13 protein-coding genes are annotated in these 14,132 nt (G+C 37.4%); 7 read left to right on the top strand and 6 right to left on the bottom strand.

The window, feature by feature from the left end; genetic code table 11:
* Window positions 1–79: 79 nt before the first annotated feature.
* Genes EL165_RS22785 through EL165_RS22800 form a run of 4 tightly spaced genes read right to left on the bottom strand, consistent with a single transcriptional unit; the run spans window position 80 to window position 4,686 of the window.
* A complete protein-coding gene (locus EL165_RS22785; protein WP_002981309.1) occupies window positions 80–1,309 on the bottom strand; it encodes an ABC transporter permease in 1,230 nt (409 codons plus the stop codon).
* A gap of 23 nt (window positions 1,310–1,332) precedes the next feature.
* Window positions 1,333–2,082: an ABC transporter ATP-binding protein gene (locus EL165_RS22790; RefSeq protein ID WP_002981307.1), complete on the bottom strand. Its 750-nt coding sequence runs from the start codon at window positions 2,080–2,082 to the stop codon at window positions 1,333–1,335.
* 27 nt (window positions 2,083–2,109) lie between these two features.
* Window positions 2,110–3,372: an efflux RND transporter periplasmic adaptor subunit gene (locus EL165_RS22795; RefSeq protein ID WP_002981305.1), complete on the bottom strand. Its 1,263-nt coding sequence runs from the start codon at window positions 3,370–3,372 to the stop codon at window positions 2,110–2,112.
* Window positions 3,373–3,375: 3 nt separating this feature from the next.
* Window positions 3,376–4,686, bottom strand: a complete 1,311-nt coding sequence (locus tag EL165_RS22800) for a TolC family protein (RefSeq protein WP_002981303.1) — start codon at window positions 4,684–4,686, stop codon at window positions 3,376–3,378.
* 227 nt (window positions 4,687–4,913) lie between these two features.
* On the opposite strand from EL165_RS22800, the gene EL165_RS22805 reads away from it, so the two are divergent.
* The 7 genes from EL165_RS22805 (at window position 4,914) to EL165_RS22835 (ending at window position 11,939) form a co-directional block, all read left to right on the top strand.
* Window positions 4,914–6,602, top strand: a complete 1,689-nt coding sequence (locus EL165_RS22805; RefSeq protein ID WP_002981302.1) for a DEAD/DEAH box helicase — start codon at window positions 4,914–4,916, stop codon at window positions 6,600–6,602.
* A 151-nt stretch (window positions 6,603–6,753) separates the two neighbouring features.
* Window positions 6,754–7,392, top strand: a complete 639-nt coding sequence (locus EL165_RS22810; RefSeq protein ID WP_002981301.1) for a DUF47 domain-containing protein — start codon at window positions 6,754–6,756, stop codon at window positions 7,390–7,392.
* A gap of 13 nt (window positions 7,393–7,405) precedes the next feature.
* The gene (locus EL165_RS22815) at window positions 7,406–8,548 is read left to right on the top strand and encodes an inorganic phosphate transporter (RefSeq protein ID WP_002981299.1); all 1,143 of its coding nucleotides are present in this window, start codon (window positions 7,406–7,408) and stop codon (window positions 8,546–8,548) included.
* Between the two features lie 101 nt (window positions 8,549–8,649).
* Window positions 8,650–9,621, top strand: coding sequence for a polyprenyl synthetase family protein (locus EL165_RS22820; RefSeq protein WP_002981297.1), 972 nt, complete (start codon window positions 8,650–8,652; stop codon window positions 9,619–9,621).
* A 73-nt stretch (window positions 9,622–9,694) separates the two neighbouring features.
* Window positions 9,695–10,645: a GSCFA domain-containing protein gene (locus EL165_RS22825; protein WP_002981295.1), complete on the top strand. Its 951-nt coding sequence runs from the start codon at window positions 9,695–9,697 to the stop codon at window positions 10,643–10,645.
* Window positions 10,646–11,176 carry a DUF4269 domain-containing protein gene (locus tag EL165_RS22830; RefSeq protein ID WP_002981293.1) on the top strand — a complete coding sequence of 177 codons (531 nt, stop codon included), beginning with the start codon at window positions 10,646–10,648 and terminating at the stop codon, window positions 11,174–11,176. It begins immediately after the preceding gene.
* Between the two features lies 1 nt (window position 11,177).
* Window positions 11,178–11,939 carry a TatD family hydrolase gene (locus EL165_RS22835; RefSeq protein ID WP_002981292.1) on the top strand — a complete coding sequence of 254 codons (762 nt, stop codon included), beginning with the start codon at window positions 11,178–11,180 and terminating at the stop codon, window positions 11,937–11,939.
* Window positions 11,940–11,996: 57 nt separating this feature from the next.
* On the opposite strand, the gene EL165_RS22840 is transcribed toward EL165_RS22835, so the two are convergent.
* On the bottom strand, window positions 11,997–13,301 hold the full coding sequence (locus EL165_RS22840) for a DEAD/DEAH box helicase (RefSeq protein ID WP_002981290.1): 1,305 nt from the start codon (window positions 13,299–13,301) through the stop codon (window positions 11,997–11,999).
* Between the two features lie 177 nt (window positions 13,302–13,478).
* On the bottom strand, window positions 13,479–14,108 hold the full coding sequence (locus EL165_RS22845; RefSeq protein ID WP_002981288.1) for a porin family protein: 630 nt from the start codon (window positions 14,106–14,108) through the stop codon (window positions 13,479–13,481).
* Window positions 14,109–14,132: the final 24 nt, after the last annotated feature.

Here is a 14,132-nt window from a genome sequence, read left to right on the forward strand (position 1 = left end):
ATTAGGTGTTTATTTTGTTGTTGCTAAGCCTCGAATCTAAAATCTGAATCCCAAAGCCTATCATTCAAATGTACAAAAACTATTCATATCTTAAAGCCTCAATAGGATCAAGTTTTGAAGCTTTCAAAGCAGGATAATATCCGAAAAAGACTCCCGTCACGGCACAGACGATAAAAGAGATTATAATTGATGACTCTGTAATAAATGTTGGCCACGAAAGAAAAAATGTAACGAGTTCCGAAGACAGTATCCCTAAAAGTACGCCAAGAATTCCGCCGGTAATACTGATCAATATCGCTTCAATAAGGAATTGATACAGAATATCTTTACCTCTGGCGCCGATAGACATTCTCAGTCCGATCTCTTTGGTTCTTTCCGTTACCGATACATACATAATATTCATAATTCCGATTCCCCCCACAACAAGAGAAATACCGGCAATCGCTGATAAAAGTACGGTCAGAAGCTGACTGGTAGAACTCATAGTGGAGATCAGTTCAGCCTGGGTTCTCACACTGAAATCATCATTGCTTCCGTCGGCAGGCAGTTTGTGCTGTTTTCTAAGGATCTCAGATACCTGTTCTGTAGCCTGCTGCGATGTGTTTTCATTCGATGACGCTGCATAAATCGTCTGAACATAGGTAATTCCCAAAAATCTTCTCTGAACGGTATTGAACGGAGCAATAATCACATCATCCTGATCCTGCCCGAATGCATTAGATCCTTTTGGAGCAAGGATTCCAATGACTTTCATAGGAACTTTGTTAAACCTTATAATACTTCCTACAGCATCTTCACCATTGGGAAATAAACTGTTGTAAACAGTTTGCCCTAAAAGACAGACTTTATTGGATGAGGTGACGTCTTTCTTGGTGAAAAGATTCCCCTCGGAAATGCCCCAGTCCCGGATGTTAAAATATTCTTCATTTACTCCCTGTAATTGAGTTGGCCAGTTATTAGGGCCGTTGATCGATTGTCCGTTAGTCTGCACGGCAGGAGAGACATAAGAAACATCTGCTGCTCCTTTTGAAATGGCGTCCGCATCCTGAGGTCTCAGCGTCTGTAATCCTGAAGCACCGATTCTGGCACCTCCGGAAACATTCACATTACTGGACGGCCGGATAGTGATCATATTGGATCCCATAGAAGAAAGCTGATCACTGATGCTTTTTTTTGAACCTTCACCAATGGCAGTCATGGCGATTACAGAAGCAACGCCGATAATAATACCAAGCATAGTTAAAAATGCACGAAGCTTATTCCGTAAAAGAGCTTTCCATGCAATTCTGAAAAGGTTTGAAAAGTTCATGGTAATAAATTTTCAGTTTGATATTATTGATAATCATCATTTACCGGAAGGTTTTCCAAAGCCTCTTTGGCAGACTTTATATTGTCATTCTGAATGTCTTTGATCACTTTCCCATCGCGGAGGGTCACTGTTCTGCTGCTAAAGGTGGCAATGTCGGGTTCATGTGTTACAAAAACAATTGTTCGCCCCTGCTGATGCAGATCCTGCATTAAAGCCATAATTTCATAGGAGGTTCTGGTATCCAGGTTTCCTGTGGCTTCATCTGCCAGAATCATTACAGGTTCGTTTACCAAAGCTCTGGCAATAGCTACCCTTTGTTGTTGTCCTCCGGACATTTGATTAGGGAGATGATCAATCCTGCTTTCAAGTTTTACAGCAGTTAAGGCATCTATGGCTCTTTTATGGCGCTCTTCTGTAGATATTTTCGAATTGTAGAGGAGAGGCAGCTCTACATTTTCTTTTGCAGTCGTTCTTGGAAGTAGGTTGTAAGCCTGGAATACAAAACCTATTTTCTGATTTCTGAGAACAGCCAGTTCATCACGGTCAAGGTTCTTAATATTAACGCCATCCAGAATATAATCGCCGCCAGATGGCTTGTCAAGACAGCCAATAATATTTAGAAGGGTAGATTTTCCGGATCCGCTGCTTCCCATAATGGTTACAAATTCTCCTTTTTCTACGGTAAATGTGACGCCTTTCAGTGCATGAACAACTTCTTCGCCCATCCTGAACTCTCTTTTCAGATCTGTGATCTCCAGAATTTTTTCTGCCATGACTTTTTTGTTTTGCTGGTTGCTAGGCTATCTTGGTCCGCCGCCGCCGCTGTTTCTGTTATTTCCGCCACCTCTTCTTTGAGGCATGAATGGGCTTTTAGCCTGTCCGCCGGAAGTTTTTTTTGAAAGAACTTTATAACCGGTGATAATATTGTCATTTTTATTTAATCCTGATATTACCTGTATTTCGGTATCATTGTCCATTCCTGTTTTTATTTTTTTCCGGGAAATAGTACTGTCTTTAGCAATAATCCAGACGGCTGCTTCACTTTTATTTTCGGTTCCTTTATCCTGTTTTTTCCATTGTCCTTTTTCATGCTTTTTACCATTGGTAAACGGAGAATTAACTTTGTATTTTTTGATCACAAGACTGTCTGGCCGGAAGCTGGTTGCTGCCACAGGAATTTTCATAACATTGTTTAAAACCTGTGTGTAAATCGTAATGTTTGCTGTCATTCCTGGTTTTAGTTTTAAGCTGGAATTATCTGCATTGATGATGGTGGTATAGTTCACTACATTTGATGAAACGGTGGGATGAAGGCGTACTTCGGACACTTCACCGTCAAAAGTTTCATCCGGAAAAGCGTCTACGGTAAATGTTGCTTTCTGACCCACTTTTACATTCCCGATATCTGCTTCATCTACTGAGGCCCGTACCCTCATTTTGGTAAGATCCTTGGCAATACTGAACAGGGTAGGAGTGCTGAAGCTTGAAGCTACGGTCTGTCCCTCACTTACATTTCTGTTGAGAACAGTTCCGTCGATTGGAGAATAGATATTAGTCAATGACAGGTTTTTATCAGCGGTAGAAAGCTGTGCGGTTACAGCATTTACCTGTGCTTTTGCTGCATTGTACTGATTTGTGGCATTATCATAATCTGCTTTGCTGATCGCTCCGACTTTGTACAACTGAGATTGTCTGTTGATATTGATTTCGTTGTAAGCAAGATTACTTTTTGCATTTTGCAGGTTGGCTTTGATCTGTTCTGACTGGAACTTCAACAGATCAGGATCTAAAGTAGCCAGTAACTGTCCCTTTTTTACAGTAGAATTGAAATCCACATAAATGTTTTTGATAATTCCTGATACCTGAGTACCTACCGCAACAGTATCGACAGGCTGAATGGTTCCTGTAGCGGTAATGGAATTGGATATGTCTCCCATTTCAGGTTTTACGGTCTCAAGCTGGATTTTTATTTCTTTTTCCCGGATGAAGAAAAACCAGACTGCACCTATTGCAATGATGCCGCCCACAACCCAATATAACCATTTTTTATTCTTTGTGTTCATAGTTTACTTTAGATTTATAGGGTTACCTGCGTAAAATTCATAGATCTGCTTGTTAAGAACTGCAGTATATTTGGCCTGCAGATAATTCTGAACAGACTGTATATATAGCAATCTCTGCTGTTGAAGCTGCACATAGTCAATACTTCCTATTTTCATTTGAGCGTTAACAATATCATAGCTTTGCTTACTGATGTCCATCTGCTTAAAGGCAGAATCATATTGAGACAGCGCATTCTGAAGATTGATATAAGATTGCTCTATCTGTTGGTTAAGAACCGTTCTGGTATTCAGTAAGTCAAGATTGGCCTGTTCAATGGCAATTTTTGATTTCTCAATCTGTGTCTTATAAATTCTGTTGTTGTAAATCGGAATGCCAAGGCTTAAGCCGACAGGCATGTAGAAATTGTTTCCCAGCTGATTAAAATAATTTCCGTTTCCGTTAGAGTAATTGGTGGAAATATTTCCTGTCAGACTCAATGTAGGCTGAATGGAGGCTCTGGCCATTTTCAGATTTGTATTGGAATTTTCTACGTTCAGTTCTCCATATTTTACTTCAGGACGTTGATCTTGTGCGAGGTTTTGTACATCCTGCAGAGGCTTCAGCTGGTTGTCAACCATAATGCTGTCGGGTTTTACGATCTGAAAATCATAATCTGAAGGAAGCTGCAGGATTTGTTTCAGATTAACAGTATTGGTCCGAAGATTGTTTTGGGCAGCGGTCAGGTTATACTGATCCTGGGCAACCTGTGATTGTATCTGAAGATAATTTAATTTAGAAAGGCTTCCTGCTTTGTATAGCTGGTCTCCTTGTTTTAACTGAGTTTGTGTTGTTTTCAGTACATTTTCAAGAGAAATGATGTTTTCCTGATTCATCAGAATATTCAGATAAGCCTGTGCAATGGTAAGGGTAATGCTGTTCTGGGCTTCCTGTACTGAAAGGTCAGCCATCTGTACCAGGAGATTTTTTGAAGCTTCGTTGTTTTTGATATAGTTGGCATGATAAAGAGTCATAGATGAATTGGCTCCTATACTTTGTGTCTGTGCACCGGTCATATGAAGTCCGTTACTTCCGTTGAGGGCAAAAAGTCCTTGTGAAATAATTCCGCTTACGTTGGGATATTTTGCTTCTTTTGCCTGAAGAAGATCCTGTTCAGCCGAATTTTTTGAAAGCCGTAAAGAATTAATGGAAATATTATTTGCTTTTGCATATTCGATACAGTTTTCCAATGTCCAGGCGGGTGGATAATGAGGTGTCTGAGCAAATATTTCAATGGCTATGCATGAGAATATCAAAAAGAAAAATTTGCTTTTCATGGCTTTATTTTTGAAAATTCATAAATAACACAGAAAAAATCAATCCAATTTAATAAAAAAAAATAATGTTTAGCAAGTTTTTAACTCAAAGCATGTTTTTTTAGGTTTAATTTTCCAAAAATTAAAAATACATTAAAAGATTGTGAATTTAAGTTTGCATATTTAAAAATTTATTCAAAAACAAATCAAATATTTATTGTATCTTTGCAAAAATTTTAAAATAGTTAATGAATTTATTTACGGAAACCAATTTAAGTCCTGATATCCTTAAGGCAATTGGCGAACTGGGTTACGAAAGCCCAACAGAAATCCAAAAACAGACTATCCCTTTTATTCTTTCAGATATTCGCGACTTGATCGCACTTGCGCAGACAGGGACAGGCAAAACAGCAGCGTTTTCGCTTCCGATTTTGGATATGATTGACGATACGAGTCGCAAAATCCAATTATTGGTGCTTTGTCCGACACGGGAATTATGTCTTCAGATTTCTAAAGACATAAAGAATTACTCTAAGTACATGAAAGACATCAAAACTACTGCGGTTTATGGTGGAAGTAGTATTGTAGAGCAAATGAGATCTTTGAAGGATAAACCGCAAATCATTGTGGGAACTCCGGGAAGAGTAATTGATCTTATCAACAGAAAGGCATTAGACTTTTCTGCCATTCATTGGTTAGTATTAGACGAAGCTGATGAAATGCTTTCAATGGGATTCAAAGATGAATTGGAAACCATTCTAAGCGAAACTCCGGAAACAAAACAGACTTTCTTATTCTCTGCAACGATGAATAAAGAAGTGGAAAGAATTTCCAAAAATTACCTTACAAAACCTCACCGTATTTCTGTAGGTTCTATCAATGAAGTGAAGAAGAACATTACGCATGAATACTATGTGGTAGGGTACCGCCAGAAAAAAGAAGCATTGAAAAGATTAATCGATGCCAATCCTAACCAGTATTCTATCATCTTCTGCAGAACGAGAATGGAAACTCAGGAGGTTGCTGATTTCTTAATGCAGAACGGATATGCAGCGGATGCTCTTCACGGAGACCTTTCTCAGGCGCAGAGAGATACGGTAATGAAGAAATTCAGATTGAAAAACATTGATATTCTTGTAGCGACAGACGTTGCGGCAAGAGGATTAGATGTAAACTCACTGACTCACGTTATTCACTTCTCTTTACCGGATGATCCTGAAGTATTCGTTCACAGAAGCGGAAGAACAGGTAGAGCCGGAAAAGACGGTATTTCTATGGCTCTGATCAAGCCTGAAGAAAGCAGAAAACTGAAACAGATCAAATCTGCAACAAAAATTGAAATTCATGAAAGAACGATTCCTACAGGTGATGATATTATCAAAGCTCAGGTAGGAGGTGTATTCGAAAAATTATTGACGGAGCATGAAGATCTTTTTGAATTTGATGACAGTTTAATCCCGGATCTGAGCAACTTTACAAAAGAAGAACTGGTACACCAGCTTCTGCAGTTCCAGCTGAAAGATCTTGCTTTATACTACAAAGACAAGCATGATCTTGTTGAGCAAAAATTAAGCAGCAGAGATGATGATTACTCAAGAAGAGACCGACGTGACAGAGACAGAGATCGTGGCCGCGACAGAGACAGAGGAAGAGACAGGGAGCGTGGTGGAAAGCCAAGAAGAAGAGATGAAAACATGGTAAGATTCTTCTTCAACCTTGGTAAAAAAGACCATTTAAAGAAGCTTGATGTTTTAGATATTATCAATAAAGCTACTGCTGGCGGAAAGAGCAAGAAAAGAGCTGAAATCGGTGATATTGAAATCTTAGAGAAATTCTCTTTCTTCGAAGTTGAAAAATCGTTCAAAGACAATGTTTTGAGCAATATTCAATCCATGAAATTTAAAGGAAAAGATATGAGAGCCGAGGTGGCAAACTAATCTCTTTCAAAACCATATAAAACCGGCATTTATGCCGGTTTTTTTGTTTGATAATCAGTTGTTAAGCGAATGTTAACAAAACTTAATGTTATATAGTTTCACGTACAATCCTTTTTTAAGAAATTTGCACTCGAATTATAAATACTAAAAAATGGGAATTGGTAATATTTTCCACGCTTTTCAACCAAAAGATAAAATCTTCTTTGTACTTTTCGAAAAAGTAACTGAAAATCTAGTTGCAATGTCAGAAGAATTCAACACAGGAATCAAGGATTTCGATCTTAATGATGATTCAATGTTGAAGAAAATGAGTGACTTCGAACATAAGAATGATGAACTTACACACGAAATTTTCGTAGAATTAGGGAAAAACTTCATTACACCTTTTGACCGCGAGGATATCCACACGCTGGCAACAGGACTTGATGATATTGCTGATTATATCTACGCATCCACAAAATATATTTTCCTTTATAAATCACCTGAGATGAAGGCTTATTCAGACTTCTCCTTATTGATCCACAAAGCATGTCTTGAAATTCAGAATGCGATGAAAAACCTTAAAGGGTTTAAAAATATGGAACAGGTGAAAGAAGCTTGTATTAAGGTGAACTCTATTGAGAATATTGCGGACGACCTGCTTTCCAATTCAATGGTAGAATTATTTGAAACCAATGATGCCATCAACATTATTAAAGTTTCATCTGTATTGAACTACCTTGAAGTTGTAACGGACAAAGCAGAAGATGTTGCCAATACGATTGAGAACATCATGATTAAATACGCCTAATACATAGCAAAAAATGGAATTTCCTATTTTACTGATAGTTATTATTGCGCTGGCTCTTATCTTCGATTATATCAATGGTTTCCATGATGCTGCCAACTCAATTGCAACTATAGTTTCTACAAAAGTTTTAACTCCATTCCAGGCTGTACTTTGGGCGGCGCTTTGGAACTTTGCAGCGTTCTTCATTGCTGCTTATATTATTGGAGAATTCAAAATCGGTAATACAATTGCCAAAACAGTTAACGAGAATTTTATCACCCTTGAAGTTATACTTTCCGGTCTTGTGGCAGCTATTGCCTGGAACCTGCTGACATGGTGGTTCGGAATCCCATCATCATCATCACATACGCTGATCGGAGGTTTCCTTGGAGCTGCTCTTATGCATGCTTTCATGATGGATTATCATGATGTGGCAGCAGCGCAGCCGGACCTTGGAACATGGGGCACCATTAAAGAAGCTTTCAATCAGGTAACGCATCAGAGTGTGGTGAAGTTTGATAAAGTAATTCCTATTTTCCTGTTCATTTTCATGGCTCCGATTATAGGGATGATTATCTCCGTTATCATTACACTGATTATTATACACCTTTATAAAAGATCAAACCCGCACAAAGCAGACCAGTCTTTCAAAAGGCTGCAATTGGCTTCTTCAGCTTTATTCAGCTTGGGACACGGTTTGAATGATGCACAGAAAGTAATGGGGATCATTGGTGCAGCAGTAATTTATTATCATGTTAATATGCTTCAGGATGTTCAGTATCTGAATATTCCTTCTGCAGAACGTTTTGATTATTTTGCTCAGCATTATATCTGGGTTCCTTTGGTTTCATTCCTTGCCATTGGTTTAGGAACCATGAGCGGTGGTTGGAAAATCATCAAAACAATGGGAACCAAAATTACTAAAGTAACTTCATTAGAAGGAGTAAGTGCAGAAACTGCAGGTGCTATTACTTTATTCATCACAGACCACTTCGGTATTCCTGTATCTACAACCCATACAATTACAGGTTCTATCATCGGGGTAGGCTTGACAAAAAGAGTTTCAGCTGTTAGATGGGGGATTACGGTAAGCCTTCTTTGGGCTTGGGTATTAACAATTCCAATCTCAGCTATTGTAGCAGGAATTACCTATCTTGTGGTGACTTTCTTATCTTAAGATATAACTCATATTATCATATAAACTTTGTCCAAAAGGGCAAAGTTTTTTGTTTTATAAAGCCTTGAAAAATCGTATTTTTGTTCAAATTATAAGATTTTATGGAATTTTTAGACAGATACCAGCAGATTGTTGCGGACGCTATTACGAAATATACTTTTAAAGATAAACCTTCGGAACTATATGAGCCGATGAACTATATTATTTCCCATGGTGGAAAACGTCTTCGTCCCATTATGGTGCTTATGGCATGTGAGATGTTCGGAGGAGATCTTAAAGAAGCAATTAAGCCTGCACTGGCCATCGAGTTTTTCCATAATTTCACGCTGATTCATGACGACATTATGGATGAGGCGCCTTTGAGAAGAAATAAGCCAACTATTCATACCCTGCATGGCCTTAATGTTGGAATTCTTTCCGGGGACGGACTGATGCTTAAAGCGTATAAATTTTTTGAAGATCTTGAACCTGAAATCTTCAAGGCATGTATCAGAATATTTACTCACACAGGCCTTTTATTATGTGAAGGACAGCAGTATGATATCAACTTTGAAACTCAGAAGGATGTTACTTTTGACGATTATATCAGAATGATTACATATAAGACCGGTGTTCTGAGTGCTTCTTCATTTGAGATCGGAGCTTTGATTGCAAAAGCAGACTTCAAAGATGCCAAAGCGATTTTCAATTTCGGAAAACATATTGGAATTGCCTTCCAGATTATGGATGATTATCTTGATGTATTCGGAGATCAGGCACAGTTCGGGAAAAAGCATGCCGGAGATATTTATGAAAACAAGAAAACCGTTCTGTATCTGCTGGCAAGAGAACACGCTACAGATGAAGAAAGAAAAGAGCTGGATTACTGGTATTCCAAAAAAACTGAAAATGTAGATAAGGTATACGGAGTTGAAAAGATTTTCAGAAGAACAAAAGTAGATGAGAAAGCATTGCGTCTGATCGAAAAACATAATGAAATCGGACAAAGCTATCTTCAGAAAATAGATGTGCCGGAAGAGAAGAAAAAACCTTTTATCGAACTGGCAAATTATTTGTTGAGAAGAGAAAGTTAAATAAGGTTATAGGAATTAGGGCTTAGGAATTAGTTGGCCTGAGTCCTGATACCTAAATCCTAATCCCTTATAAATGAAATTCAGGACAGAAGTTGATATCCCCGCATCAGATAAAAAGATTGAGATTGAAGATAAAATATTTTCGATAGGTTCATGTTTTGCCTCTGAAATGACAGACTTACTGCAGGACGGGCAGCTTCAGACTTTAAATAATCCTTTTGGGACCATTTTCAATCCTTTTTCTATCAATAATGCAGTCAACAGATTACATGATTCTGCATTTTATGAAGAAGAGGAACTGATCACTTACAATGATGAATATATTTCTCTGGACCACCACACCAGTTTTGATACCCGTTATATTCATCAGACCTTGGATAAAATTAACAGCGCCATTGAAGCGGGAAATGCCTTTCTTCAGGAAGCCGACTGGATCATCATTACCTATGGATCATCATTTATTTATGAGTTTCTGCCGAAAAATAAACTGGTAGCCAACTGTCACAAAATTCCACAGAAGTTTTTTGAAAAGAGACTGCTTTCGCACCAGGAACTGACTAGTTCGATTTACCAGACCATTCTGGATCTTAAAGACATCTGTAAAGAAGGAGTACAGATCCTGTTTACGGTTTCACCAGTAAGGCATACCAAGGATGGAATGGTAGAAAACCAGTTAAGTAAATCCAAACTGATTACAGCAATTCACGAATCGATTTCGATGTTCGAAGACTGCCATTATCTGCCCGTTTATGAAATTTTAATGGATGATCTGCGGGATTACCGTTTTTATAAAGAAGATATGATTCATCCCAGTACGCAGGCTGTCAATTATATTTTCGAGAAATTTGGAAATGCTTATTTTTCTGATGAAACCAAGGATTTTATCAAAGAAAATTTTAAAATTATCAAAGCCCTGGAGCATAAGACCAATGATAAGAAAGATCCAAAATTTATTGAGTTCAGAGAAAAGCTGGATCAAAGAATAGAAAATCAGCGTAGGAAAGTAAAACATAAAATATTCTAAATGCCTGATTTTACAAAGATTGACTATTTGAAAAACGGAAATGAAAGGCAGAGAAAAGCTTATAATATTCTAACAAAGTATCATATTTTTGAAAAATTAAAAGCTTATTCACCTATTTTAGCAGGAACTGTTCCTATTGAAATAGACATAGAAGGAAGTGATCTGGATCTTATTTTTGAAGTGGATCTTAGATTTGAAGAAGATTTTCTGGATGATTTGATGTTCAGCAGGTTTATTCCTCACAACGTGGAAACGAAAGTTGAATATCCTATCATCAATGGTGGAAAATGCATTACATTAAATTTCATGCTGGATGAATTTCCTATAGAGATTTTTGGACAGAATAAACCGACAACTGAGCAGAATGCATATCTTCATATGATTGCTGAATACAAAATATTACAGGAAAAGGGAGAAGAATTTAAACAAAAAATAATAGAACTGAAAAAACAGGGTATAAAAACAGAACCGGCTTTCGGATTATTGCTGGGACTTGAAAATCCTTATGAAGATCTGTTGAAATTTAAATAAAATGATTGATACACATACACATCTGTACGCAGAAGAATTCGATGAAGACCGAAAAGAAGCTATCCAGAGAGCTTTAGATAAAGGAATTACAGAATTTTACCTTCCTGCCATTGACTCTGAATCCCATGAAAAAATGCTGCAGCTGGAAACGGAATATCCGGGACAGATTTTTTCAATGATGGGTCTGCATCCTTGTTATGTAAAACCGGAATCCTGGGAGAAAGAACTTGAAATTGTGAAAAATTACCTTGATCAGAGACATTTTCCTGCAATAGGAGAAATCGGAATTGATCTCTATTGGGATAAAACAACTTTGGATATTCAGGTGAAAGCTTTTGAACAGCAGATCGATTGGGCAATAGAAAAAGATCTTCCGATCGTGATTCACACGAGAGAAAGCTTTGATGAAACTTTTGAGGTACTGGAAAGAAAAAAGCATCCGAAACTGAGAGGAATTTTCCATTGTTTTTCAGGAAATCTTGAACAGGCACAGCATGCTATTGATCTTAATTTTATTTTAGGCATCGGTGGAGTAGTGACTTTCAAAAACGGAAAGATAGATCAGTTTCTGCATGAAATTCCATTAGATAAAATTGTTTTGGAAACAGATTCTCCATATCTGGCTCCGGTTCCTTACAGGGGAAAAAGAAACGAAAGTTCATATCTTGATCTCGTAGCCGGAAAACTGGTGAATATTTATGGAAAAGACTTTTCTGAAATAGACCGTACTACAACTGAAAATGCAAAGAAACTTTTTAAGTAATACAATTTAATGACAAGATAAATAAAACCCCTTCCAATATTGAAAGGGGTTTGTCTTTTATTTCTTTCTGGTGAAATTCTTATTCTTAGGTTTTTTAAATCCTACTGAAGCCGTTGGTGAAGGCTTTTTACGGTTTTTACCTGATCTTGAATTATTATTGTTGCTTGCTTTAGGTTTTTCACCCCCGGCAGGAACTGGTTTGTTATTGGAATCTCTCTTCTGTGCAACCAGATCATCCGTATGGAAAGGATGGTCTTTAACCACGGGGATTTTCTTCCCAATCAGCTTTTCTGTGTTCTTTAAGTTTAAAAGATCAAGGCCGTCTACAAAAGAAATAGAGGTGCCTTCAGCTCCGGCTCTTCCTGTTCTTCCGATTCGGTGTACATAGGTTTCAGAAACATCGGAAAGCTCAAAATTGATTACGAATTTCAGTTCATCAATATCAATTCCTCTGGCTGCAATATCCGTTGCTACCAGAACTCTTGTTTTACCGGATTTAAAGTTATTCAGAGCATTCTGTCTTGCGTTCTGGGACTTGTTGCCGTGGATAGCTTCTGCAGAAATATTGTCTTTCTGTAATTTTCTGGAAATCTTATCCGCACCGTGCTTCGTTCTGGCAAAAACCAATACAGAATCTGAAATATCATTTTTCAGAATATGAGAAAGCAGATTCAGTTTATTATCTTTTTCTACAAAATATACAGATTGTTTGATAGTATCTGCTGTAGATGAAACCGGAGTTACCTCTACTTTTACAGGATTATTCAGAATTGAGTTAGCCAGCTTCTGAATTTCACCCGGCATTGTTGCTGAAAAGAATAAAGTCTGTCTTCTCTGAGGTAAAAGTTTAATGACTCTTTTTACATCGTGTACAAATCCCATGTCCAGCATTCTGTCTGCTTCATCCAGTACAAAGATTTCAAGATTTTTCAGGCTGATGATTCCCTGTGCAATGAAGTCTAAGAGTCTTCCCGGTGTTGCTACCAGAATATCAACTCCTTTTTTCAATGCAGCTTCCTGATTTCCTTGTTTTACTCCTCCGAAAATAACAAGTTGCTTTAACGGAAGATATTTACCATAAGCATTAATATTTTCCTCAATCTGAATGGCCAGTTCTCTGGTGGGAGTAAGAATTAATGCTTTTATATGTTTATTGGGAATTTTATTTTTGGATAAATTCTGTAGAATAGGAATAGAAAAAGCCGCTGTTTTACCTGTTCCTGTCTGTGCGCAGCCTAAAAAGTCTCTGCCGTCTAATATATCAGGAATAGATCTTTCCTGGATAGGAGTAGGAGTCGTGTAACCCTGCTCCTGAATTGCTTTTGCAATAGGTTCTATTAAGTTTAAGTCTGTAAAATTCAAATGAATTATTTTAAAATTTAAATAAAAATTCCTTCAGTCTGAAAGAATTACATTCTGCAAAGGTAGTTTAAATATTTTTAAGTATCTCATTCCGCTTTTGTAGACTTATTGCCTATTGAAAAACAGAAATGGCAGCCCGAATATGAGCCGCCATTTTTTCTGTTAAATACCTGCAGTTTATTTAAATCTATATCCTACACCAGCCTGCAGAAATCCTATTTTAATAGGAACCGCATTGTTTTTATTCATTTCTATAAAATTGAAATTGTACCTGGCATCCACAAAAAACTTTTCATTAATCTTATATTCTGCGCCTAGAAATGGAAATAAATTCAAGGTTTTTAAAGATTCGTAATTGTGTGTTTCAGTCTCATCAAAAACAGTATTCATTTTTACTTTGGATGAAATATTAAATCCTAAGTTCATCCCTACAGAAGCAGAAAGCTCTGGGACAATATAATATTTTACTGAAATGGGAACCTGTATCTGGTTGAATTTATAATTAAAGTGCATGTTACCCATGTTTACCACTTCATTGCCTACCAACTCATACCATGGATAAGCGTCTTTACCTCCCAGTTGGGTATATAATACTTCGGCCTGCAAACCAAACTTAGAGGACAATGGCTGCTCGGCCAGGATTCCGACGTAGAAATAAGATTTTGAATCGAGCTGTGTATTAAAGAATTTCATGCTGGATAATGTATATCCTCCTTTTACCCCAAAGCTCATCGATTCGGAAGTTGTTTGTGCATTACTTATTGTTGATAAAACAAATGCCAGAGCGAAAAAAATGTTCTTTTTCATGTTTTTTTTGAATGGTTAATAGTT

This window comes from Chryseobacterium gleum, assembly GCF_900636535.1.
Lineage (GTDB): Bacteria > Bacteroidota > Bacteroidia > Flavobacteriales > Weeksellaceae > Chryseobacterium > Chryseobacterium gleum.